The sequence below is a fragment of the Acidaminococcus sp. genome (assembly GCF_050873445.1).
Lineage (GTDB): Bacteria > Bacillota > Negativicutes > Acidaminococcales > Acidaminococcaceae > Acidaminococcus.
Genome location: NZ_JBNMIU010000046.1, coordinates 1 through 19953, shown reverse-complemented (window position 1 = coordinate 19953; position 19953 = coordinate 1). Strand labels below are relative to the sequence as shown.

18 protein-coding genes are annotated in these 19953 nt (G+C 54.2%); 9 read left to right on the top strand and 9 right to left on the bottom strand.

Annotated features, from left to right (window positions below; translation table 11 throughout):
- Nucleotides 1–153: 153 nt before the first annotated feature.
- The 7 genes from ACR0QW_RS08435 to ACR0QW_RS08405 form a co-directional block, all read right to left on the bottom strand.
- Nucleotides 154–1077, bottom strand: a complete 924-nt coding sequence (locus ACR0QW_RS08435; protein WP_432643254.1) for an ABC transporter substrate-binding protein — start codon at nucleotides 1075–1077, stop codon at nucleotides 154–156.
- Between the two features lie 84 nt (nucleotides 1078–1161).
- Nucleotides 1162–1854, bottom strand: coding sequence for an ABC transporter ATP-binding protein (locus ACR0QW_RS08430; RefSeq protein ID WP_432643253.1), 693 nt, complete (start codon nucleotides 1852–1854; stop codon nucleotides 1162–1164).
- Nucleotides 1841–2587, bottom strand: a complete 747-nt coding sequence (locus ACR0QW_RS08425; protein WP_432643252.1) for an ABC transporter permease — start codon at nucleotides 2585–2587, stop codon at nucleotides 1841–1843. Before ACR0QW_RS08425 ends, ACR0QW_RS08430 begins: the two co-directional genes overlap by 14 nt.
- Nucleotides 2577–2846: a TM1266 family iron-only hydrogenase system putative regulator gene (locus ACR0QW_RS08420; protein ID WP_432643251.1), complete on the bottom strand. Its 270-nt coding sequence runs from the start codon at nucleotides 2844–2846 to the stop codon at nucleotides 2577–2579. The genes ACR0QW_RS08425 and ACR0QW_RS08420 overlap by 11 nt, the downstream gene beginning before the upstream one ends.
- Before the next feature lie 114 nt (nucleotides 2847–2960).
- The gene (locus ACR0QW_RS08415) at nucleotides 2961–4520 is read right to left on the bottom strand and encodes a tripartite tricarboxylate transporter permease (RefSeq protein ID WP_432643250.1); all 1560 of its coding nucleotides are present in this window, start codon (nucleotides 4518–4520) and stop codon (nucleotides 2961–2963) included.
- A gap of 19 nt (nucleotides 4521–4539) precedes the next feature.
- Nucleotides 4540–4998: a tripartite tricarboxylate transporter TctB family protein gene (locus ACR0QW_RS08410; protein WP_432643249.1), complete on the bottom strand. Its 459-nt coding sequence runs from the start codon at nucleotides 4996–4998 to the stop codon at nucleotides 4540–4542.
- Between the two features lie 71 nt (nucleotides 4999–5069).
- Nucleotides 5070–6065: a Bug family tripartite tricarboxylate transporter substrate binding protein gene (locus ACR0QW_RS08405; RefSeq protein ID WP_432643248.1), complete on the bottom strand. Its 996-nt coding sequence runs from the start codon at nucleotides 6063–6065 to the stop codon at nucleotides 5070–5072.
- A gap of 200 nt (nucleotides 6066–6265) precedes the next feature.
- Between ACR0QW_RS08405 and ACR0QW_RS08400 the strand changes: the two genes are divergently transcribed.
- From ACR0QW_RS08400 to ACR0QW_RS08380, 5 genes are all read left to right on the top strand, one after another.
- Entirely contained in the window at nucleotides 6266–7624 is a 1359-nt protein-coding gene (locus ACR0QW_RS08400) for an MATE family efflux transporter (RefSeq protein ID WP_432643247.1), read from the top strand.
- Between the two features lie 42 nt (nucleotides 7625–7666).
- Nucleotides 7667–9316, top strand: coding sequence for an ATP-dependent nuclease (locus ACR0QW_RS08395; RefSeq protein ID WP_432643246.1), 1650 nt, complete (start codon nucleotides 7667–7669; stop codon nucleotides 9314–9316).
- Between the two features lie 81 nt (nucleotides 9317–9397).
- Nucleotides 9398–9826, top strand: a complete 429-nt coding sequence (locus ACR0QW_RS08390) for an FKBP-type peptidyl-prolyl cis-trans isomerase (RefSeq protein WP_432643245.1) — start codon at nucleotides 9398–9400, stop codon at nucleotides 9824–9826.
- 58 nt (nucleotides 9827–9884) lie between these two features.
- Entirely contained in the window at nucleotides 9885–10766 is an 882-nt protein-coding gene (locus ACR0QW_RS08385; RefSeq protein ID WP_432643244.1) for a DMT family transporter, read from the top strand.
- Between the two features lie 5 nt (nucleotides 10767–10771).
- Nucleotides 10772–11275 (top strand): hypothetical protein, encoded by a 504-nt coding sequence (locus ACR0QW_RS08380; RefSeq protein ID WP_432643243.1) that lies wholly within the window; start codon nucleotides 10772–10774, stop codon nucleotides 11273–11275.
- A 40-nt stretch (nucleotides 11276–11315) separates the two neighbouring features.
- On the opposite strand, the gene ACR0QW_RS08375 is transcribed toward ACR0QW_RS08380, so the two are convergent.
- Together ACR0QW_RS08375 and ACR0QW_RS08370 are read right to left on the bottom strand one after the other, a co-directional pair.
- On the bottom strand, nucleotides 11316–12917 hold the full coding sequence (locus ACR0QW_RS08375; RefSeq protein WP_432643242.1) for a spermidine synthase: 1602 nt from the start codon (nucleotides 12915–12917) through the stop codon (nucleotides 11316–11318).
- A gap of 50 nt (nucleotides 12918–12967) precedes the next feature.
- Nucleotides 12968–13378 (bottom strand): peptide deformylase, encoded by a 411-nt coding sequence (locus tag ACR0QW_RS08370; RefSeq protein WP_432643241.1) that lies wholly within the window; start codon nucleotides 13376–13378, stop codon nucleotides 12968–12970.
- 226 nt (nucleotides 13379–13604) lie between these two features.
- Between ACR0QW_RS08370 and ACR0QW_RS08365 the strand changes: the two genes are divergently transcribed.
- The 4 genes from ACR0QW_RS08365 (at nucleotide 13605) to ACR0QW_RS08350 (ending at nucleotide 19858) form a co-directional block, all read left to right on the top strand.
- Nucleotides 13605–14255 carry a hypothetical protein gene (locus ACR0QW_RS08365; RefSeq protein WP_432643240.1) on the top strand — a complete coding sequence of 217 codons (651 nt, stop codon included), beginning with the start codon at nucleotides 13605–13607 and terminating at the stop codon, nucleotides 14253–14255.
- A gap of 82 nt (nucleotides 14256–14337) precedes the next feature.
- On the top strand, nucleotides 14338–17676 hold the full coding sequence (gene hsdR, locus ACR0QW_RS08360) for a type I restriction-modification system endonuclease (RefSeq protein ID WP_432643239.1): 3339 nt from the start codon (nucleotides 14338–14340) through the stop codon (nucleotides 17674–17676).
- Nucleotides 17673–19091: an N-6 DNA methylase gene (locus tag ACR0QW_RS08355; protein WP_432643238.1), complete on the top strand. Its 1419-nt coding sequence runs from the start codon at nucleotides 17673–17675 to the stop codon at nucleotides 19089–19091. Before hsdR ends, ACR0QW_RS08355 begins: the two co-directional genes overlap by 4 nt.
- Nucleotides 19091–19858: a restriction endonuclease subunit S gene (locus ACR0QW_RS08350; RefSeq protein ID WP_432643237.1), complete on the top strand. Its 768-nt coding sequence runs from the start codon at nucleotides 19091–19093 to the stop codon at nucleotides 19856–19858. Before ACR0QW_RS08355 ends, ACR0QW_RS08350 begins: the two co-directional genes overlap by 1 nt.
- The last annotated feature ends 95 nt before the right edge of the window (nucleotides 19859–19953 follow it).

The following is a 19953-nucleotide window of genomic DNA, read 5'->3' as shown; positions in this document are numbered from 1 at the left end:
CAAGAACTTTAAACGATTTCGAGGAAGGATATTACTGTTGTCTAAGGTAAAACTAAATTAAAGATGGACGTAAGCAAAAATGCTCACGTCCATGAATGGTGGATGATTTGAAATTCGCCCCAACATTTGACAAAGAACCATTTTTTTGTCCGGTCATTTTACGAACAAAGTGTCAACATCCACTTTTTTGTCCATCATGCCGGAGGATGTCAGAAAGTCCTGGGTCTTCTTCAGGGATTCGATGGCTTCCGGAGTGACTTTCATCCTGAAGTCATACAGCGGATACATATCCTTCACGGCTTCAGGGCTCAATTCGGTGGCTTTGGCGGTCATTTCCAGAGCCTTGTCCGGATTCTTTTGCATGAAGTCCAGGGTTTCCTGCTGAACGGCCAGGAAGGTGTCCACTAAGTCCCTGTGTTCCTTATAGAACTTGCCGCTTACAGCGGTCACGGTCAGGCCGGAAACCAGTCCTTCGCCGGTTGTCACTACATGCATGCCCTTCTTTTCGGCATTGTAAGCCAGAGGACCGGCCAGCAGGGCGCAGTCAGCAGAACCGTTTTCCATGGCGGAAGCGGCAGCAGGTAGACCCATGGAAACGAACTTCACATCGTCCATGGAAAGGCCTGCTTTCTGCAGGTAGGCAACCAACAGTTCGTGAAGGATGGTACCCTTGGGCCCGGCAATGGTCTTACCCTTCAGATCAGCTGCACTCCTGATGCTGCCGTCTTTGGAGAACAGTTTGAAGGCTTTGGGAGCCTGGGAGTACAGACTGATGATCTTGATGTCGTTGCCGTTGGCAGCGCTCAGCAGTACGGAGGAGCCGCCCACACAGTTCAGGAACTGGATGTCGCCGCTGGCTAGGGCAGCTGTCTGATCAGCACCGGAGGTAATGGTACTGTAGCTGGCGGTGATATTCTTTTCCTTGAATTTTTTTTCAAAACTCTGGTTGGCTTTTTCTACAATGGAAGGTACATTCAGGGGAGCCTGCACATAGGTGATGCTTACTTTGTCCATTTTGGAAGCAGCGGTTTTGGAGGCCGTGTTGTCGCTGCCGCACCCGGCAGCCAGGGCGCCCATGGTCAGGATTCCAACCGCCAGGAAAGCCATCAATTTTTTCTTCATCGTCATACTGTTAGTTCCTTTCTTTTTGTTGATGATTTTTTATGCCAAAGCAGCCAGCAGGCTGCGTTTTGCTTTGATGAGGCCTGGAGAAAGCAGGTCCCTTGGCTCCGGCCGCAGGTGCTGCTCCGAGGCAATTCTGCCCTCCTGGAGGATCAGCAGACGGTCGCCCAGGATCAGCGCCTCATCCACGTTATGGGTCACCAGCACAATGCCCAGCGGGAGCTTCTGCCGCATGTTCCGCAACTCCTGCTGCAGCTGGGCCCGGGTAAAATAATCCAGCGCCGCAAAGGGCTCGTCCATAAGAATCAGCTGGCTGTGCATGGCCAATGTCCTTGCCAGGGAAGCTCGCTGCTGCATACCTCCGGACAGCTGGTGAGGATACAGACCCGCTGCTTCTGTGAGCTGCACCAGCTGCAGCCAGTGGTCCACCTCCTTAGGATCCGCTCCTTTGGGCAGGCCCAGGGCAATGTTCTCACGGCAGGTGAGCCAGGGGAACAGACGGGCCTCCTGGAACATCATGCCCAGCTTCAAATCAGCTGGCCGTTCCAGGGTTCCGGAAGTGGGGGTTTCCAGTCCAGCCAGCAGCCGCAGCAGGGTCGTTTTCCCACACCCGCTTTTTCCCAGGATTACCGTACATTCTCCGGCATCCAGGGTCAGGTCCAAATTGTGAAGGACAATACGGGATCCATATCTTTTACTGATTTCATGGAATTTGATTTCAGTTCTGCTCATACCGCAGCAACCTCCTCTCCACCAGGGCAAATACTCCGTCCAGCACCAGTCCCAGGCCTCCGATAGCCAGGATGCCGATGATCACTTTGTCACTGCGGCTCATGGCCTGGGCGTCCAAAATCATATACCCCAGTCCGCTGTCAGCAGCAATCATTTCTGCTCCGATGATGGCCCGCAGGCTGTAGCCCATGCCCACCCTGAGTCCGGTAAGGATGCCTGGCAGAGCGGCCGGCAGGCGGATCTGCCACAGGATCTGCCAGGAAGTAAATCCCAGCATCCGGCCTACTTCCAGAAGTTTCCTGTCACACCGCCTGAATCCATCGTCCATGTTCAGGTACATGGGAAAGAAGGAAGCCAACACGATGATAAGGGTCTTAGGAAGCTCCCCGATACCGAACCACAGGATCAGCAGGGGAATCAGGCTCAGTGGCGGCACGTGGCGGAACACTTCCAATACACCGCTGTAGCAGCGCCGCAGATGGGGAAACAACAGATTCAGGCTGCTGAGAACGCAGCTGGCCACAAATGCCCAGGAAAAACCCCACAGGATGCGCCGCAGGCTGATAGCGATGTGTTTGGCCAGTTCCCCGCTGCGGACCATGTGCAGCGCAGTTTCCCATACCCGGCAGGGGGGAGGGAGGATGTAGCTGCTCCACAGGCCCCGGTCCGTGACTACCTTCCACAACAGGAGCACCACCAGAAAAGGCAGTATCGCCTGGATTTTATTTTTCATGGCCCGGATCCACTTTGGCGTAGGAGGTTTTGGCTGATACCCCCTTCAGTTTGCCGATGCGTCCGGACAAATTGCTGATGATGTCCTGGGGTGCGTCCACTACTACGCTGATGATGTGGATGTTCCGGGGAGAGTAGGGGATACCCATCCGGCCGATTACATAGGGCCCAAAATCATGCAATATGGCATTCAGTTCCTCCACCGAATCGGGATCTTCCACAATGATTCCCAAAAGAGCTACACGGGTTTGTTCGTTCATATCATAACCTCCTATTTCCATAAAAACAGGGGCTGCCGCATATGCGACAGCCCCTGTTATCTCCTTATCTCCTTGCGCATCTTCCATCGCAAGGGGCCTTTTGATGTGAGATGCCTATTCTTCCTTATCCTTTTCAGTTTCGTCGATTTCCCTGTTTTCTTCGGTCAGTACCGCTTCATCTGCCTTCTTTTCCTTCTTGAAGAATTTCATCACGAAGGGGGAGAGCAGGCTCAGCAGGCACAGGGCCAGCAGAATCTTGCAGATATTGGTGGAGAGCAGGATACTGGTATCGCCGCCCGACAAGCTCAGGCTGCGGCGCAGTCCTTTTTCGCCCAGAGGCCCCAGGATCAGGGCCAGCACCACCGCGGCGGTGTTCATGTTGCATTTGCGCATAAGATATCCGATGATACCGAATACGAACATGACCTTCACATCAAAAGCACTGTTGTTGATGGCAAAGGAACCTACCACGCACAGCACGAAGATGCTGGGAATCAAAATCGCATCAGAAACCCGGGCGATCTTGGCAAACAGCCGACAGCCCAGAAGGCCGATAGCCAGCATGAAGAACTGGATCACTACAAAACCGCCAAAGAAAGTATACGTCATAGGAGCGTATTTTGTAAAGAGCTCCGGTCCGGGCTGCAGCCCGTGGATGATCAGCCCGCCCATAAGTACGGCTGTAACGCTTTCGCCAGGGATACCCAGGGTCAGAGTCGGAATCAATGACCCACCGGTTACCGCATTGTTGGCGGCTTCCGAACCGGCAATCCCTTCGATGGAGCCTTTTCCGAATTCCTCCGGATGTTTGGAGAACCGTTTGGCTTCGTTATACCCCAGGAAGCAGGCGATGGAAGCCCCTGCTCCGGGCAGGATACCGATGATGTTGCCGATGACCCAGCTGCGGATTACAGTAGGGGTGATCTGCTTCATTTCTTTCAGGGTCAGCATGATCCTGTCCTTGAAGCTGGCAGCCCTGGCCCGTTTCACAATGGCCTTTTCCGCCAGGATAAAGGCCTGGCTCATGGAGAACAGCCCGATTAGGGCACAGGTGATGTTGATGCCATTATACAGGGAATCCTGACCGAACATGAATCGTTCCACCCCCTGCATGGGATCCATGCCGATGGTGGAGAGCACCAGCCCAAAGGCTCCGCTCATGAGTCCCAGAATCATGGAATCCGTATTGATGCCTGCGATGATGGTCAGCCCGAACAGGCTCAGCCAGAAATATTCCGGACTGCCGAATTCCATGGCCAGCCGTGCCAGGGCCGGGGCGAAGAAATACAGGGAGATACAGCTCAAAAGTCCGCCCCAGAAGGAGGAAATGCAGGCCGTAGCCAGGGCTTTGCCGGCCTTTCCCTTCAGGGTCATGGCGTATCCGTCGATGGCCGTAGCCGCCGAAGCCGGTGTACCCGGCGTATGGATCAGGATTGCCGAAATGGAGCCGCCGAAAATAGCCCCGCAGTAGATGCCGCCCAGCATGATCAGGCCGGCCGAAGGTTCCATCCCAAAGGTCAGGGGCAGCAGCAGCGCTACACCCATGGCCGCCGAAAGTCCCGGCATACAGCCGATGACGATCCCCATGGTCACACTGGCGATCATAATAACGATATTCATGGGTGTGAGTGCGTTCAGGAACCCCATGGCCATCAATGCATATTGATTTTCCATCTGTCCATCCCTCCGCTTCTCACATGATCTGTTCCAGCAGCAGCCCGTCCGGCAGCGGCACGGCCAGGAATTCGCTGAATACGATATAAATCAGGACCATCAGTACCACAACGGTAATGGCCATATATCTCTTTGCAATGTGGAAATAGTGCATCATGCCTACCAGATAAATGATGGCAGAAACATAGAAACCAACGAAGTACATGAGCACGAAGAAACCCACGCAGCCCAGGAAGAACGTAAAGAACTGCCGGGGCAGGAAGTCCTTCCAGACTTCCGAAAGGTCGCTGACTACCTTATAGTGGCCATGGCTGGTTACCACCATCTTGACCAGCTGCATCAGTGTCAGCACGGTCAGCAGGCCGATGACGAATTTGGGATAGCTCTGTGCCGCCGGTGGGAGTTGCAGTGTTTCATAAAAAAAGAAGGCACAGAACACCAGCATAAAAATTACAACACTGAGTTCCGATTTTTTCATTTTTGTTTCCCCTCAATAGCAGGGGTGTGAAATCCAATTCACACCCCGTCATGATTTACGAATTGCTTGACTTATGCATTGGCATACAGCTTGCTGACTACGTCTTTACAGAACTTCAGCTGGTCCTGGATCAGCTGGCCCAGTTCCTTGCTGTCCATGTAATGCAGTTCCAGTCCGGCGTTCTTGTGATCCCGGATGGTCTGTTCATCGGTCATGGTCATTTTGAAAGCGTTTTCATAGAATTTGATGATGTTTTCCGGAGTGCCTTTCGGTGCGACCAGAGCACGGGCAGAACCATACCATTTGTTGTAGTAGCCAAGTTCACCCAGAGTGGGGACATCCTTATAGTCATCCAGCCGTTTTTCGCTGAACACGCCCAGCAGCTTCAGGGCGGCGTTGTTGCCACGGATCAGGGGTTCCACATCACCCAGTTTGGCGCAGGAGAAGTCCACTTCGCCCTGGCGCAGAGCCAGCAGCTGGTCAGCTGTACCGCCATAGGGCACTGCATTGTATTCGAATTTGGCAGTCTTTGCCAGCAGCTGGGCAGCCGTATGGTTGGAAGCCTGCACGCCGTTGGTGGAAGACTTCAGTTCGCCGGGATGGGCTTGGGCGTATTCCACCAGTTCTTTCAGGCTGTTGAATTTGCTGTCTTTCCGTACGACGACCACGCCGGTTTCCTTCAGGTGGTTGCAGATGGGAACGATGCTCTTGTCGTCAAAGGGAGCATCCTTGCCCAGAGCCAGGGTCGTGTAGGTGGGCAGGTTGATGAAACCGATGGTGTAGCCATCCGGTTTGGCTTTGGACAGTTCTTTCCAGCCGATCTTACCGTCAGCGCCTGGTTTGTTTTCAATGACCAGGGTCTTGCCTATGAATTTTTCCGCATCCTTGCACAGGACCCGAGCCCCGGTATCCGTACCGGACCCGGCCTTATAAGCCACAATCACCTTGATATCCTTGGTCGGTTTCCATTCCCCCTGGTTTTTCTGTGCTGTCTTACCCCCGCAGGCAGCCACCGCTGCCGTCAAAGCACACAGAGCCGAAGCTGCCAGCCATTTCTTCAATTTCATACCAATCTTCCTCCTTCGTAAAAAATACGTCAAAAATGTGTAAAAACTCTGCAATCTTATTGTAACATATTTCGGAATATTCGCCTACAGAGAATTTAAAGTAGTGGAATCAAGCATCGATGGGTTTTGATTTATGATATAATAAATATCAAAACTCTTTGTCCTGCCTGATTGGGCGGACAGAATGGTGGGATACACTGATGGACGAAACAACCAAAGAACAACAAAAATACAAGAAAATGCTGGAAAGCCCGGTGAAGCCTCTGATTGCTTCCCTGGCCCTGCCTTCCATCATCAGCATGCTGTGCACCAGTTTCTATAATATGGCAGACACCTACTTTGTCAGCAAAATCGATACCTCCTCTACAGCAGCAGTGGGGGTGACCTTTGCTACCATGGCCATCCTCCATGCCATCGCCTTTTTCTTTGGCATTGGCTCCGGTAACTGCATGAGCCGTCTCCTGGGTGCCAAAAAGCGCCAGGAGGCGGAAGTGATGGCTTCCACGGCATTTTTCTATGCCTTTGTCTGCGGGGTCCTGATTGCTTTCCTGGGGAACCTGTTTGCCTCCCAGCTGGCTACGCTGATCGGTTCCACGCCCACCATCCTGCCTTATGCCATCCAATATATGGGAATCGTCCTCATGGGAGCCCCCTGGATGATGACCAGTCTGGTGCTGAACAACCACCTGCGGTTCCAGGGCAGCGCCGCTTTCAGCATGGTGGGCATTACCATCGGGGGATTCCTGAACGTGTTTCTGGACCCTCTGTTCATTTTCAAATTCCATATGGGCGTAGCCGGAGCAGCGCTCGCTACCATTTTAAGCCAGGGGGTCAGCTTCTGCATCCTGTTTGTCATGACGAGGCAGGGAGGGAATATCCCCATCCGGCTGCGCAATGTGCATCCTTCCTGGGCCATCTGGAAGGAAATCGTGGCCGGAGGGGCGCCATCCCTGGTGCGGCAGGGTACCCAGAGCCTTTCCACTATTTTTCTAAATGTGTCCGCCGGGGTATTCGGCGATGCGGCCATTGCGGCCATGAGCATCGTCACCCGGCTCAGCTTTTTTGCAGCGTCCGTGATCATCGGCTTCGGACAGGGGTTCCAGCCCGTGTGCGGATTCAGTTACGGGGCCCGGAAATACGGCCGACTGCGGGAAGGATTCTGGTTTGCCGTAAAGGTGGGTACGGTGTTCTCCCTGGGGGCCGCGCTGGTGGCCATTGTATTCGCCACACCGATCCTGGAGCAGTTCCGGGATGATCCCCTGGTCATTGCCATCGGGACCCAGACCCTGCGCTGCCAGGCTTACACCTTTATCCTGGTGCCGCTGATCATCCTGACCAACATGTGCCTGCAGACTTCCCGCCGGACCATGGGAGCCATGCTGGTAGCCGCCGGGCGCAGCGGGTTGTTCCTGGTGCCTGCACTGCTGGTATTGCCGAAGATCTGGGGGCTGGAAGGCCTGGTATGGTGCCAGAGCGTCTCCGACATCTGTGGTTTCCTGCTGGCAGCGGCATTGATCAGGAAGTTCCTGCAGAGTATCCCGGAGAAAGACGAGAGATAAAAAGGTAGCAAGTGGAATGAAAAATCCTGCAGGAGGTAACCCATGTATATCACCAAGATGCGCATCCAGAATTACCGCAATTTCAAAGATCTTTCCATGACCTTCCATCCTCTGGCCAACTACCTGGTAGGAGAGAACGACATCGGCAAGAGCAGCTTCCTGCGGCTGGTGTCCTATCTGACCCGGGCCAGGAATGTGGAGGAAATCGAATACGATGATCCCCGGCAACCCATCCGCATCGACCTGGAGGTGCAGCTGCTGGAAGGAAAAGAAGAATATTTCGCCGATACTCCCGATGATCACCGCCAGGCCATCCGGGTGCGTCTGGAAATGCAGGTATCAGACATTGTGCCCCGGCTGTACGACCTGGACACCGGGGAAGGATTGCCCCTGGAAACCATCCGGCGGCTGCGGTACGTAAGCTACTCAGCCTTGAGCCAGGAAGAAGGGAAAGTGCGGCCCCAGGTGTACCGGGCCCTGGAACGCTGGCTGGCTCAATGGGCAGCCAGCCACTGCGGAGCCATTCCCCAGGAGGAACGGCGCTACATCCAGCATGAAGTGAACGTAGGCAGTTTTGATTCTTCCTATTATGAGTGCATCTTCTACCTGTCCCGGATCCTGTGCCGCAACAACCGGCACCGGGCCGACAACCTGAAGTTCATTTCTCTGGCGGCTCTGCGGGTGATCACCCAGATTTATCAGATGGCCCACAGTCTGGCAGTCCCTCTGGAGCATAATATCACCGTAGATGAGGACGGCCGGCGTTATCTGCCCCTCATTATCTCCATCGATGAGCCGGAGATCCATCTGCATCCTTACATGCAGCGGTCTATCCTGGAATACTACCAGCAGCTGCTGCGCAACGAAGACGCCCAGTTTTGTGCCCTGCTGAAGGATCTGTTTGGACTGGACGGACTCCGGGGCCAGCTGTTCGTAGTGACCCATTCCACTGATTCTCTGATCGATGATTATCGGAACATCGTCCGGCTGTATCGGGATACAAAAGGTCAGGTCCGGGCGGCCTGCGGTTCCAGCTTCCATGTAAAACGGGAAATCGAAAAGCACCTGATCATGCACTTTCCGGAAGTGAAGGAAGCCCTGTATGCCCGCAGCGTGATTCTGGTAGAAGGAGAAACAGAATTCGGCTGCTTCCAGTTGTTCGGCCAGGCCGTGGGAGTGCCATTCGATTACTATGGCATCTGTCTCATCAACGCCCGAGGCGAAAGTTCTATCGCCAAGATCAAGAAACTGCTGGAATACTTCCGGCTGCCGGTAGTGGCGCTGTACGATGCTGATGTGAAGGAAGCCCATGCCAAAGAAAAGGGAGTATACTTCACCCAGGGCATCTGTTTCGAGCAGGATTTGGCCCAGACTATGCTCCAGAAAGGGAAACGGCAGGTACTGGACAAAATCATCGACAGTGCCTGCGGTACCACCGGGCGTACCAGTGCGGACATGGTGAAGAAGGCCTGCCACAAACTGCAGCTCAATCCCCAAGATTTCCCGCCGGGCCCCCTGTATAAGGCCAGAACCCATAACGGAGCGCCTCTGTGGGTACCGTATTTCGCCTGGCTGTACAGCAACAAGGGTGTGATCTTAGGTCGTCTGATCGGCCAGAGCCTGGAGCGTCAGGAAGTTCCTCCGGCATTTGCAAAGGTCATCCAGGAAGCCGGGCGGCTGGCAACGGTATAGGTTTACTTTCTCGCTGCTATCCTGTACAATAAGAACCATATCGATATTTCTTGAAAAAAATCAACAGAATGGAGCATATTCATGAGCAACGAAAACAAAAAAGTGAAAGTCCATTACGAAGGTACCCTGAATGACGGAACCAAATTCGACTCCTCCTACGACCGGGGCGAACCCCTGGAATTTGTAGTAGGTGCCGGCATGATGATCAAAGGCTTCGATGACGCCGTCCGTGACATGGAAGTGGGCGAAGTAAAGAACATCCACCTGATGCCCGAAGAGGCCTATGGTATGCCCAACCCCCAGAACATCCTGACCATCGAATTTGCCAAGATGCCCGGTTCTGAAGGCCTGGAAGTAGGTCAGCGGGTAGGCCTGAGTACCCCGGACGGCCACCAGATCCCGGTGCGGGTGACTGCAAAGACCGACACCACCATTACCTTCGATGCCAACCACGAAATGGCCGGCAAAGAACTGAACTTCAAGATCGAACTGGTCTCCGTAGAAGACTGAAAAAAGAGGCTGTCGCGTTGCGGCAGCCTTCATTATTATTGCAATCGAGGCGTTATCTATGCAAAAATCCTGGCAAAGTCCATTGCTTTGCACCCTGGTCATTGTCATCTGGGGCAGTCTGTACATCTCCGGCCGTCTGGTCCTGCAGCAGATCCCGGCCCTTCTGGTGCTGTTCATCCGCTACGTCCTTTCTTCTGTAATCCTGCTGGGAGTGGGATACCATACCCTCCACGGCCACATCGCCATCGCCCGCAAAGACTGGGGCGAACTGTTCTTTGCAGGCGTGGTGGGGTACTTCCTTTCCAACGCCGCCCTGTTCCTGGGCATCCAGTATTCCAGCGCTTCTTTTGCGTCTCTGATCAATTCTCTGACGCCCGTGGTGATTTCCGGCCTGGCCATCACGCTCCTGGGCGAAAAGGTGACAAAGCTCCAGGCTCTGTCCCTTGTCATAGCTGTGCTGGGGGCCGGCATCATCATCGGTAAGCCTACAGCGGAAGTGACTACCGCCGGTATGATGATCTGCGTCTTTGCTCTGTTTTCCTGGGCCTATGCCACCATCCATCTGAAGAAGCTTACAGCCAAATATGACCCGCTGCTGGTAACCGGCTACGGCATGGCCATTGCCGCCGTGCTGTCCCTGCCTTCCGCCTGGGTATTCATTCATTTCACCGGCGCCATGGTGCGCTTTGACAGCAGCATCTGGGCACCGCTCCTGTACACCTGCCTGGTGTGCACGGCCCTGGCTCATCTGTTGTGGAACGAACTGCTGCAGAAACTGCCCGCCACCTACTGTGCCTCGTTCTACCCTCTGCAGCCCCTGACCTCTATGATTTTAGGCGTGATCATCCTGGGGGAGAAAATGACTCCCAGCCTGCTCATCGGCGCCGCCTGTATTGTAGCAGCCATGATCCTGAACACCCTGGCCGCAAGAAAGGAGTAAACTCCATGAACCCCTTATACTTCCTGGAACATCAGTTCCTGCCCTCCATCGTCTATCCCGGCCCGGAAGGGCCCCAGATCAGCCCGTTCCTGCTGGGGAACGCCTTCGGTTCCTTTTGCGTCAGCGTGCTGAACAACCTGAAAGAAGCCGGGGAAGGGGAGGGCTCCACCTATACTGAAACAGATTTCACGGCCGAAGGCGTGGAAATCCGCAATGAACACACCGGTGCGCCCCAGTGCTACGTGCTGCGCATGCACTTTCCCTTCCACGAAGGCTGGGATATGGATACCCTGTGCTCCCGGGCCTACCTGGTCCACGGACTCAAGGGGGAAGACCCCAGATATTACACCGTGGAATACGACGCCGCAGCTATGGACTACAGGCTGTGCAGCCGGGACGGGGAAGGGACCCATACGAACTACGGTGCCATTGACAACGACGAAAACGCCGAGCTGACCAAAATCCTGAAGCTGGAAAAAGCCAGGATGGGGAGCGGACACGAGCATTGATTTCCCTCCCCTAAGGATACGGCCTTCATCCCCTTATTTTTTATTCTTCCAGCAGTCCCCTGATGCCTTTTTTTCGCAGCGTCCTGCGGTATGTCCCCACTTCTTCCCGGATGAGGCCATCCAACGTCTGCATGCCCAAAAATTCCACCGGAGCCCGGTCGTCCGTCAATACCCTGCCGTCACTGTGATAGGGACGCAGGGTATTTTTTACGCTCTGCAGCAGCTGCTGCAGCTCCGGGTTCTTTTCCTTTTCGGCAGCCCGGTCCAGCTGCCGCACCATACCTGTACTCTCCCCGGCAAACAGTTCCCGGTTGGTGGCCTGAGGCACGTCAGCCGTATAAACAGCGGGGAACACCGCTGCCACCGTATCCCCCAGATAGTCATTGATGCTGCCCGGTGCATTGCCCTTCAGATTCATGTTCAGCACCATGACGCCGCCCGGTTTCAGATGCGCTTTGACGCTCCGAAAGAATTCTACTGACGACATCTGGAAGGGGATGGTGATATCCTGGTACGCATCCACCAATATCACATCATACTGCTGGTTGTCCCGATCCAGGTAGGCCCGCCCGTCATAGGTTGTCACGTGCATGGAAGCCGGCAGGTCGAAATATTGCCGGGCCAGGGCCGTGATCTTCGGGTCGATTTCCACGCCTGCAAGACCCAGGTTCGGATAATATCGGGCGCACTGGTGGGCATAGGTGCCGGTGCCCATCCCCAGGATCAGCAGGCTGGGGTCCTTTTTCTGGTCCACCGCTGCCATGGCCGGGGCGGCCAGCGCCACATCGTAGTACATGCCTGTCAGCCCTTCCTGTTTCAGCTTCATGGACTGGACCCCGAACAGCACGTTGGTGGAAAGAATCACGCTGTCCGGCTCGTCCCGCACCTGCAGATAATTGTAGACCGATTCGCCTTCGTACAGGATTTTTTCCGGTTTCTCCCAGAACGCAAAAGACGTCCGGTGCCCCAGCAGGCAGGCCAACCCGAAGACCACAAGCCCCAGCAGGACCTTTTTCCGGTGGCCGCCCTCCCGGAAGAAATAGAGCAGGGAAAGGGCCAGCAGGATACCCGCAAACAGCAGGAACGTCAGATTTGTCCCCACGGCAGGGATGGTGACGAAGGTGGGGAGAAACGTGCCGATAATGCTGCCGATGGTGTTCATAGCCCCCAGCCGGCCTACGATATTCCCCGTTTCCTCCTGCCGGGTCACGCAGTACCGGGCCAGGCTGGGCGTCACGGTGCCCAGAAGAAAGAGGGGATACACAAACAGCACCAGGCAGGCCGCCAGTGCCGCCACTACCAGAAAATGGGTGTCGATGGCCAGGATCAGAAGGCCGGAAATCCCCACGATAAGGTATTTGCCCACCACGGGGATGAGCGCCAGCCACAGGGACGCAAGGAAGATCCGCCGGTACAGATGCTCCGGTTTGGGGTCCCGGTCCGCCGTCCGCCCGCCGTACACATTGCCCAGCGCCATGGCAATCATGATGGTGCCGATGATGATCGTCCAGACAATCTGGGAAGAAGAAAAATAGGGGGCAATCAGCCGCTGCGCCCCGATTTCCACGGCCATCAGTGCCATACCGGCAAAGAACTCCGTGGCATACAGGTACCATTTCTGTCCCAGGATCCCATTTTCCATCGCAAGCCCTCCTACATTGCTGTGAATGATGCCTTCACAGCTCCATTTCTTTAAATCAGCCTTCCCGCCAGATGATCCACCTCGTGCTGGATAATCTGGGCCGGGAAGCCGGTGAATTTCAGCGTCTGTTTCTGGAATTCCATGTCCTGGAATTCCACTTCGATTTCTCTGTACCGCACCGTTTTCCGCTCCCCGGGCAGGGACAGGCACCCTTCGCTGGTTTCATAAGCGCCTTTCTGTTTGACGATCTTCGGATTGAACAGCACCATATCCATAAGCCCCAGGTTCACCACGATGACGCATTTGGCCACCCCGATCATGTTGGCCGCCATACCCACACATTCCGCCCGATGGGCCTTCAGGGTATCCAGCAGGTCGATGGCCACTGGTTTGTCCAGGGGAGAAGCGGGCAAAGATTTCTGCTGCAGAAAGAACGGATCACGCATAATTTCTCGAATCATAGAAAAGACCTCCGAACCCAATACGATTTTCTACCATTGTACCATATTCCATCACGATCTTCTGCACGAACCTGCATTCCTGTGCGACCAAAGTAGGGGCTGATTGGTGAGCAGCCCGCACCGGTCCCGGATTTTTAATCTATCCGTATTTTTACCCACCTGTTTTGTTATAATGAAATCAGCTAAAATAGAGACTGGCGATTTCAATCAATGGGAGGTATCCTATATGGGGAATTTCACGTTCGTCAAGGGAAATCATTTTTTGCATCCAAAAGATGTTATGGACTTGATGTGGGAAGGTTTTATCGTAGATAATGGCAGAATCGATGCGCAGGTCAGTGCAGAACACATTCAAAGCGTGCTGGAGAATTACCTGGCAGTCAATCAAGATGCTGATTTATTCTTTTTTATGGAAGTTCCTGCGACTCTTGATGAAGAGAAGATTGTCAAGCCTGCAACTGAAACAGAACCAGCTATAATAAAATCAACACATCGCAAAGTTTATTATTTGGATCACATTAGTGTTGAAACCTGTCTTGGACTGTTGAAAGTGTTCAATGAACTCTTAATCAATGACGGGCTGGCCGCTTTTGGCTTTGGCACCAAGGATTCTGAAATTGGAAAATACAAATACAACGAAATGATTCTGTACAATCATAATGATACATGCAATTTTAAGAATATCTTCGTCCTGGCAGGTATCCCTGAGAAAAAGGAATTGGAGTTTGCTGATGACTTCTTTAATGATAGGAATCCAGGGGTGGCAGAGCGTTATGAAGACGCAGAAGGACGTTCTGTCTATGATGTGATAGAGGTTTTAAAAAAGGTAGGCATGTACGAAGCCGAAATTCGTTCTGACGATGATGAAGATGAATAGCCCCAGCTCTGTCTCTCCACCTTTTTCCAAAATATGCTATAATATTCATACTATAAGCTTTTGACAGAGGAGAGACACTGGCATGAGCAACTTTTCTTTTTTATGTGACAAATTTCCTTTGCTGGCCGAACTGGGCGCAAAAGGAGAGCAATATCTTTATACCGATCCCAATGCTTGCCTGTTCAAGCTGCGGTTTCTGGGAGAAAAAGTGGTGGAGCTCATGTTCCAATACGACAAGGAACCCGACCCCACAGATCACTCCCAGGTCCAGCGCATCCGCTACCTGGAGACCGAGGACTATCTGCCCCGTACGGTGGCCGACAGCCTGACAGTGCTGCGCCGGATAGGGAACAAGGCCGTGCACGACAACTATGCCTCTGAGCGGGATGCCAGCCTGTGTCTGCAGGTGGCCTATGGTATCTGTGAATGGTTCATGGCGACCTATGGGGATTACCGTTATACCCATAGGTCTTTTGTGTTGCCCGAAAAAGCACCTGCACCCGCCCCTGTCTCTCAGGCCGCAGCACCAGCCTCAGCACCTGCACCCGCCAAACCCTCCCTGACTCAAAAAGAAAAATCCCTGGCCCGGGCCGCCGCCCAGACGGCCCAGAAAGCCCCCAAGGTGCCCAAAAAGCAGCGAATCGCCCAAAATGCCAACGTGGCGTACCATCGGGATATCAGTGAAGCGGAAACCCGCTATCTCATTGACGCCCAGCTGCGCCAGGTGGGATGGGAGGTGAATTCCCAGACCTTGACCTATGCCAAAGGCACCCGTCCCGCCCGCAATACGTATCGAGCCATCGCTGAATGGCCCACGGAAGCCACGGACCCCACCGAAACCAGCGCCCGCAAGGCCCATCGGGCTGATTACGCCCTGTTCATCGGCAAGCAGCTGGTGGGCATCATCGAAGCGAAGAAACGGTTCAAGAATGTCAGCAGCGTGCTGGACGACCAGTGCCGGGAATACGCCACTCATATCCGTCCCCAGGACCAGCCCTATCTCCTGGGCAAATGGGGCGACTACCAGGTGCCTTTCCTGTTTGCCACCAACGGCCGCCCTTATCTGCGCCAGTGCGAAATTGAAAGCGGTATCTGGTTCCGCGATGTGCGCCACCCGGACAATGCGCCCAAAGCCCTGCTGGGCTGGATGAGCCCCGTCGGTCTCCGCACCCTGCTGGAACAGGATATCCCCAAAGAAAACCGGGCCCTGGAAGCCCTGGGTGATGATCTGCTGAAAGATCCCAATGGTCTCCACCTGTATCCCTATCAGATCACCGCTGTGAAAAAAGCGGAACAGGCCGTACAGCAGGGGAAGAAACGGATCCTGCTGGCCATGGCCACCGGTACGGGCAAGACCCGGGTCATCCTAGCTCTGATTTACCGGTTCCTGAAAAGCGGCCGTTTCCGCCGGATCCTGTACTTGGTGGATCGGAATACCCTGGGCGAGCAGGCCTATGACAAATTCACGGAAGTGAAACTGGAGGACTTGAAGACCCTGAACCAGATCTATAACGTGAACAGGCTCACCGACACCACCCTGGCTCCGGAGACCAAAGTGCAGATTGCCACGGTCCAGAGCATGATCCGCCGGCTGTTCGGCCGCACTGATGAAGCCGTGCCTTCCGTTTCTGCCTTCGACCTGGTGATTGTGGACGAAGCCCATCGGGGCTACCTGCTGGATAAGGAAATGAGCCAGAACGAGTTGGTATATCGGGACGAGGCCGCCTATCAAAGTCAGTACCGCCGGGTGCTGGATTACTTCGACGGCGTGAAAATCGGCCTGACGGCCACCCCGGCCCTGCAGACCACGGAAATCTTCGGCAAGCCCGTCTACCAGTATACCTACCGGGAAGCCGTGCTCGACGGCTATCTCATCGACCACGACGCTCCCATCCAGATTGAAACGGAACTGACCAGAAATGGCATCCATCTGAAGAAGGGGCGCCAGGTAAAAATGCTGCAGCCCGACAATCCGGGCAGTGTGGATACCACCACTCTGACCGATGACGTGGATTTCGACGTGGAAGATTTCAACAGAAATGTCATCACCGAGGGCTTCAACCGGGCCGTACTGACCGAAATCGCCGGCCGGATCGACCCTGCCAGTCCCCAGCTCAGCGGCAAGACCCTGATCTTCGCGGCCACGGACCGCCATGCCGACCTGGTGGTACAGCTGCTGAAGGAAATCTACAGCCAGATGGGCGTGCCTGCCGATGCCATTGTAAAGATCACCGGGGCTTCCTATGGGGGAGACCGGAAGAAGATCAGCGATGCCATCAAGCGGTTCAAGAACGAGGATTACCCGTCCGTGGTGGTTACCGTAGACCTTCTGACCACCGGCGTGGTCGTACCGTCCATCACCAGCCTGGTGTTCCTGCGCCGGGTGAAATCCCGCATCCTGTTCGAACAGATGCTGGGCCGGGCCACCCGCCGCTGCGACCCCATCCACAAGGCCAAGTTCGACATCTACGATGCCGTGGGCGAATTCGCCCGAATGGCCAAAGTGACTGACATGAAGCCCGTGGCCACCAGCGTCACCACCACGTTCAAAGACCTGTTCACCGGGCTGAAGACCGTCACAGGCGAAACCGGTATCAAGGAGCAGATAGACCAGATTGTGGTAAAACTCCAGCGCAAATGGCCCCGGCTGCAGCCCGATGCCCAGAAGAATCTGCTGCTGTCCCTGGGTACGAAGGATGTAAAGGGCTATGTGCATCAGCTGCGGCAGCTGCCCATGGAACAGGTCAAACAGGCCCTTTTGAGCAAGGAAAAGGCGCTGACCAGACTGGACAGCCACAGCTATGACATCGTCGACCCTAAGCCCCTGTATATCGCTGATGACCAGGATAAGATCGTGGAAATCACCCGGGGCTATGGTAAAGGCAATACCACCAAACGGCCCCAGGATTATCTGGATGAGTTCACCGATTTCATCCGCAGCAACGAGAACCAGATTGCAGCCCTGCACATCCTGTGTACCAAACCCCGGGATTTGAAGCGTAGCGATCTGAAGAAACTGGTGGCTGAACTGGATTTGGAAGGATTCACGGAAAAGAAGCTGAATACGGCCCTGAAAGAAGTCACCAGCCAGGACATGGCCGCCGACATCATCAGCCTGATCCGGCAAGCCGCCCTGGGTTCGCCCCTGATAAGCCACGGGGAACGGGTTCGCCGGGCCATGACAAAGCTGCGGAGGAACCATACCTTTACCAGGACGGAAGAAAACTGGCTGAAGCGGTTCGAAGACGTACTGCAGAACGAAGAAATCTTTAATCGGGAAAGCCTGGACGAAGACAGTCGGTTTAAAAAAGTCGGCGGCTTCAACCAGATCAACAAAGCCTTTGGCAACCAGCTGGAGGCCATCCTGGACGAACTGAATGATTATTTATATGACGATACCAATGGAGGGAATCTGGCGTGAATACCCAGGAAATCGTACAAAAGCTGTGGAATCTCTGCAATGTACTGCGGGATGATGGCATCACCTATCACGAATACGTAACTGAGCTGACCTATATCCTGTTTCTGAAGATGGCCAAGGAAACAGGTGCCGAAGCCCATATTCCTGAAGCCTACCGCTGGGACGAACTAGCCCGGAAAAGCGGCCTGGAATTGAAAGAATACTACCAGCAGCTGCTCACCGAACTGGGAAAGAACGGCACCGGCCGTATCCGGGAAATCTACGAAGGGGCCCAGACCAAGATCGACGAACCCAAAAACCTGGAAAAGATCGTCCAGACCATCGACGAATTGGACTGGTTCTCCGCCAGGGAAGAAGGTCTGGGGAATCTGTACGAAGGCCTGCTGGAAAAGAACGCCAGCGAAAAGAAATCCGGCGCCGGTCAGTATTTTACACCCCGGGTACTTATCGACGTCATGGTGCGGCTCATGAAGCCCCAGCCTGGGGAAAGGTGTAACGACCCTGCCTGCGGCACTTTCGGGTTTATGATTGCGGCCCATGAGTACGTGCGGCAGCATACGGACGATTTCTTCAGCCTGGATCAGGATACGGCCGATTTTGAAGCGGGGGATGCCTTCACCGGCTGCGAGCTGGTCCACGACACCCACCGGCTGGCCCTGATGAACGCCATGCTTCACGACATGAACGGTACCATCACGCTGGGCGATACCCTCTCCAGTCTGGGGGAAAGCTTCAGGGACTACGACCTGGTGCTGACGAACCCTCCCTTCGGCACGAAAAAAGGCGGAGAACGGGCCACCCGTGAAGACCTGACTTTCCCCACCAGCAACAAACAGCTGAACTTCCTGCAGCATATTTACCGCAGTCTGAAACGGGGCGGCCGGGCGGCCGTGGTTCTGCCCGACAACGTGCTGTTTGCCGACGGCGACGGGGAAAAGATCCGGGTGGATTTGATGGACAAGTGCAACCTCCATACCATCCTGCGCCTGCCCACCGGTATCTTCTACGCCCAGGGCGTGAAGACCAATGTACTGTTCTTCACCCGGGGCCAGAGCGACAAGGAGAATACCAGAGAGGTCTGGTACTACGACCTGCGCACCAACATGCCCTCCTTCGGCAAGACCCATCCCCTGGCCAAAGAGAACTTCACCGGCTTCGAAGCCGCCTATGAGGCCCCCGACCGTTCTGCCGTAAAAGATAACCGGTGGCAGTGCTTCACCCGGGAAGAGATCGCCCAGAAGGGGAACAGCCTGGATCTGGGTCTCATCAAGGATGACAGCGTGCTGGATTACCAGGACCTGCCCGATCCCATCGCAAGTGCTAAAGAAGCCGCCCAGAATCTGGAGGAAGCCACCAGCCTGCTCCAGCAGGTGATCTGCGAGCTGGAAGCCTGCCAGAAAGGGGAGGATGCCTGATGGCCAAAAAGAAACAGTCTCTCACCCCGGAAGAAAAACTGGCCCAGGCCCTGGTACCCAAAGAGCAGCAGCCGTACGAGCTGCCAAAGGGATGGGTGTGGACGAGAGTAAAGGAAATTACAACACGTATTAAACGTGGACGGACTCCCAAATATGTAGAGAAAAGTGAAGTCCTTGTTTTTGCCCAAAAATGTAACCAAAAAGATGGCACCATTAATTTGGATAAGGCTCAATACTTAAATCCCGATAATATTTCTAAATATGCTCCCGAAGAATACCTGATTGATTTAGATACAGTAATCAATTCTACAGGTACAGGAACGTTAGGAAGGGTAGGGCTTTATAAAGAAGCTGATAATAATACTCAGCTTAAAGTAGTTCCAGATACACATGTTACGATTGTGAGAGCAAAACACCATTTAAATCCGTTTTATATGAATTACTATTTACTTTCACTAAAAAATTACTTGGAACAACAAGGGAGTGGTTCTACCAATCAGAAAGAATTAAAACCCGACACAATTGGTAATCTTTTATTTCCCCTTCCTCCTCTTCCGGAGCAGCAGCGGATCGTGGCTCGCATCGAGAGCCTGTTCGCCAAACTGGATGCTGCCCGAGAAAAGCTCCAGCAGGTGCTAAGCGCCCAGGAAGCCCGTCGGTCCGCCATTTTGCACGAGGCGTTTACGGGATGGCTGACAGGGCGTACGGACAGGGAGAAAGAGTGGATAGTGGATAGTGGAGAGAAAGGTTCGCAAAACCCGGAATAAACCGTACCCCTTGTCAAGGACAGTTTCTAAAAGTAGAACCCCCTGTTTTAGACAGTTCAACAATTCTGGTACCTTCAAAATGGACATCTGGTAAT

Excerpts from the sequence above, each read along its gene's own strand:
- ACR0QW_RS08435 (WP_432643254.1), bottom strand. The coding sequence starts at position 1,077 with ATGGGCGCCCTGGCTGCCGGGTGCGGCAGCGACAACACGGCCTCCAAA.
- ACR0QW_RS08430 (WP_432643253.1), bottom strand. The coding sequence starts at position 1,854 with ATGAGCAGAACTGAAATCAAATTCCATGAAATCAGTAAAAGATATGGA.
- ACR0QW_RS08425 (WP_432643252.1), bottom strand. The coding sequence starts at position 2,587 with ATGAAAAATAAAATCCAGGCGATACTGCCTTTTCTGGTGGTGCTCCTG.
- ACR0QW_RS08420 (WP_432643251.1), bottom strand. The coding sequence starts at position 2,846 with ATGAACGAACAAACCCGTGTAGCTCTTTTGGGAATCATTGTGGAAGAT.
- ACR0QW_RS08415 (WP_432643250.1), bottom strand. The coding sequence starts at position 4,520 with ATGGAAAATCAATATGCATTGATGGCCATGGGGTTCCTGAACGCACTC.
- ACR0QW_RS08410 (WP_432643249.1), bottom strand. The coding sequence starts at position 4,998 with ATGAAAAAATCGGAACTCAGTGTTGTAATTTTTATGCTGGTGTTCTGT.
- ACR0QW_RS08405 (WP_432643248.1), bottom strand. The coding sequence starts at position 6,065 with ATGAAATTGAAGAAATGGCTGGCAGCTTCGGCTCTGTGTGCTTTGACG.
- ACR0QW_RS08400 (WP_432643247.1), top strand. The coding sequence starts at position 6,266 with ATGGACGAAACAACCAAAGAACAACAAAAATACAAGAAAATGCTGGAA.
- ACR0QW_RS08395 (WP_432643246.1), top strand. The coding sequence starts at position 7,667 with ATGTATATCACCAAGATGCGCATCCAGAATTACCGCAATTTCAAAGAT.
- ACR0QW_RS08390 (WP_432643245.1), top strand. The coding sequence starts at position 9,398 with ATGAGCAACGAAAACAAAAAAGTGAAAGTCCATTACGAAGGTACCCTG.
- ACR0QW_RS08385 (WP_432643244.1), top strand. The coding sequence starts at position 9,885 with ATGCAAAAATCCTGGCAAAGTCCATTGCTTTGCACCCTGGTCATTGTC.
- ACR0QW_RS08380 (WP_432643243.1), top strand. The coding sequence starts at position 10,772 with ATGAACCCCTTATACTTCCTGGAACATCAGTTCCTGCCCTCCATCGTC.
- ACR0QW_RS08375 (WP_432643242.1), bottom strand. The coding sequence starts at position 12,917 with ATGGAAAATGGGATCCTGGGACAGAAATGGTACCTGTATGCCACGGAG.
- ACR0QW_RS08370 (WP_432643241.1), bottom strand. The coding sequence starts at position 13,378 with ATGATTCGAGAAATTATGCGTGATCCGTTCTTTCTGCAGCAGAAATCT.
- ACR0QW_RS08365 (WP_432643240.1), top strand. The coding sequence starts at position 13,605 with ATGGGGAATTTCACGTTCGTCAAGGGAAATCATTTTTTGCATCCAAAA.
- hsdR (WP_432643239.1), top strand. The coding sequence starts at position 14,338 with ATGAGCAACTTTTCTTTTTTATGTGACAAATTTCCTTTGCTGGCCGAA.
- ACR0QW_RS08350 (WP_432643237.1), top strand. The coding sequence starts at position 19,091 with ATGGCCAAAAAGAAACAGTCTCTCACCCCGGAAGAAAAACTGGCCCAG.